General features: G+C 67.4%; 2 protein-coding genes and 1 pseudogene. 1 reads left to right on the top strand and 2 read right to left on the bottom strand.

The window, feature by feature from the left end; genetic code table 11:
* Positions 1 to 236: 236 nt before the first annotated feature.
* A pseudogene (locus ROTAS13_RS22370) lies at positions 237 to 1064 on the top strand (IS630 family transposase); the annotation flags it as partial.
* Between the two features lie 12 nt (positions 1065 to 1076).
* On the opposite strand, the gene ROTAS13_RS22365 reads toward ROTAS13_RS22370, so the two are convergent.
* Positions 1077 to 2078 (bottom strand): DDE-type integrase/transposase/recombinase, encoded by a 1002-nt coding sequence (locus tag ROTAS13_RS22365; protein ID WP_075823486.1) that lies wholly within the window; start codon positions 2076 to 2078, stop codon positions 1077 to 1079.
* 404 nt (positions 2079 to 2482) lie between these two features.
* On the bottom strand, positions 2483 to 2820 hold a 338-nt coding region (locus tag ROTAS13_RS22360), incomplete at its 5' end, for a hypothetical protein (RefSeq protein WP_216348718.1).

Genomic DNA, 2820 nt, shown 5'->3' with positions numbered 1-2820 from the left:
CACGACCAGCATCCCAGCACTGGCTCCCGATCATCCCGGAAACCACTGTGAACCCCGCCGTCAGTGGGGTCCCGTTTGGACGCCGATCACCCCTCCAACAGGGTTCCTATTCCATGCCGATCCACAACCAGGGGGCAGATGATCACGATCACCGGATTGCATGATCACCTTCGGCTGGATCAGCCGATCAGGATCACCGGAATACGCACTCGGGTGGGCGGGGTGGCCGCCGACCGGGCGAACAGAAGGCCCTGTCACCTCTGCAGGAGAGCAGGCTCGGGCGGCTGCTGGCGAGCAAGTGCCCGGACCAGTTGCGGCTACCCTTTGCGCTATGGACCCGTGCGGCAGTGGGCGTGCTGATCGGGCAGGAAGCAGGGGTGCGCTTGTCGGCCTCGGCCATTGGACGCGCCCTGCGCGCTTGGGGCTTCACCATGCAGCGCCCGGCGCGGCGGGCCATCGAGCGGCGGGAGCCGGCGGTCCGTGCCTGGCTGGAACAGGAGTATCCAGCCATCGCGGCCCGGGCAAAGGCGGTGGGCGCCGAGATCCACTGGGCCGACGAGACCGGCCTGTCCAACCAGGCCAACTACGGCCGCAGCTTCGCGCCCCGTGGCGAGACACCTGTCGTGCCAAGGCCGGCAACCCGCGTCTCGCAGTCGGTGATCTCCAGCCTGACCAACCGCGGCACGCTGCGCTTCATGGTCTATGACGGCGCACTCACCGCTGCGACCTTCCTGACCTTTCTGCGCCGGCTGGTGAACGGCGCTGGGCGGAAGCTGTTTGTCATCCTCGACAACCTGCGGGTTCATCGGGCCAGGCTGGTCACGACCTGGGCTGCGGCGAACACCGAGCGGATCGAGCTGTTCTACCTTCCACCCTACGCACCCGAGCACAATCCGGACGAGTTCCTGAACAACGACGTCAAGCAAGCCTTGGCGCGCCGGCGTGTACCGCGTGACAAGGCATCTCTCAGGTCCGGCCTGACCTCCTATATGCGCGGTCTGCAGCGCCGGCCTGCCAAAATCCGCGCCTTCTTCCAGGCCGCCTCCGTCCAGTACGCAGCATAATGCCCGTGACACCTATTTGTCTGGTTGCGAGACCTCCTTGGCATCCTCAACGATGAGGCGTGCGCGGGCGATGTCGTCTGGCCCGGCGCGCCCTTCAGGTATCTCGGGCTTGGGTCGGGCGAGCTTTCGTCGTGCCCGGAGGCGTTCCTTGACGACCTGATCGGGCGTCCTGCCGTCGAGGACGCGCTGGCGGCGTGCGTTGTAGGCGGCGTTGAAGCCCTGGAGCAGCTGCTCCAATTGGGCGTGGGACCAGATGGTGATGCCGAGCACCTCGCTGCCAACCCGGCCGTTGAACCTCTCCACCATGCCGTTCGTTTGCGGCGAGTAGGGCCGGGTGTGGCGGTACTCTGCGCCGAGTTCGGCGCAGACGCGGGCGAAGGCAGGTGTGAAACAGCTGCCATTGTCGGTCAGCACGTGGGTGAGGCGGAACGGGAAGGCCTTGGCCGCCTCGCGGAGGAAGGCGATGGCGCTGCGCTCGGTCTCGTCATCCTTGACGGCCAGGTGAACGGAGCGAGACCGGCGGTCGATGGCGACATAGAGGTAGCGCTTGCGGCGCTCGCCATTGCTGGTCTGCAGCTTCGGCAGGTGCTTGATGTCGATGTGGACGAAGCCGAGATCATAGTCGCGGAAGGTGCCCTGGCCTCGGACAGGCCTACCGGACAGGGGCGGTGGCCGACGGCTCAGGCCCTCCGACCTGAGGATGCGCCAGATGCTGTCGCGGTTCAGGTGCGGCAGAAAGTGGGTCACGACGAAGGTGAGGTCATCGAGGGAGAAGTGAGTGGCCCGGCGCACGGCACAGACCACCGCGCGCTCCTCCTCGGTGGCTTTCCAGGGCAGCTTGTGGGGCCGGGCGGAGTGGTCCAGGCAGTCCGAAGGACCTCGCTTGCGCCACTTTCGGATAGTCTCGCTGCTCACCCCGAAGCGGCGGGCGAGGACGCCCGAGGGCTCGGAGGACCGGGCGATCTCGACCCGGACGGCGGGGGTGGTACGGGCGTTAGGGTGGATCTGGAGCACCGCTCACCTCCCTCCCGGCACGGCGCCCTTCAGGCGCTCGAAGCGACAGGCGTAGTCTACGATGGCCAAGCCCACCGGATCCCAACAATGTTCCGCGACCAGACAACTACTTGCCCGTTTCCATGCTTTCCCGATTTCCCGATATCCAGACGAGACGTAGCCGTCCTCCGGTGCCGGATCGCGCTGTCCCGCCTCTCCCGCCCCTACCAGTTCAGCGGCCGGGGAGCGGTCGGCGCCGCAAGGGCGTGCTCATGCGCGGGAAGCCGCAGCCGACATACCCTTGCGGCGCCAGACGCATCCCTGACAGCGGGGAAGGCTCGCCGACCCGCTCCCCTTTCCGGATCAGAAGCTCATCCTGGGTTCTCGGTTCGCTGCCTGGAAGCCGGCCCTGCACGGCCCGGCCGTCATCGGGTGCGGTCCACGCGCGCCCGGGAAAGCCTGACCGTTGCCGAGAAGGCACGCGCCACGATGGCCAGGAAGCGCGGGGTGAGGTGGCCAAGCGGCTTCAGGGCCGGGTCGAGGTGGAACGACCTCTCCGCGATGTCGTAGTTCCACTCCGAGACATAGATCCAGGCCCTGGGATACGCGGTCAGCCCGGCGCGGCGACGGTCGATGTCGGGGATCTCCAGGGCGGCCTGACCGGATGCCGGCGGCTGGCTCGAGATCGCCAGCAGGGCGAGGTGGGTGAGATCGGCCTTCTCGTCGCGCACGCGCAGCACCTGGCAGACCGGCCGCTCCTTGC

Source organism: Roseomonas sp. TAS13 (genome assembly GCF_001950415.1).
Lineage (GTDB): Bacteria > Pseudomonadota > Alphaproteobacteria > Acetobacterales > Acetobacteraceae > Roseomonas > Roseomonas mucosa.
This window is presented reverse-complemented; position numbering and strand designations above follow the sequence as displayed.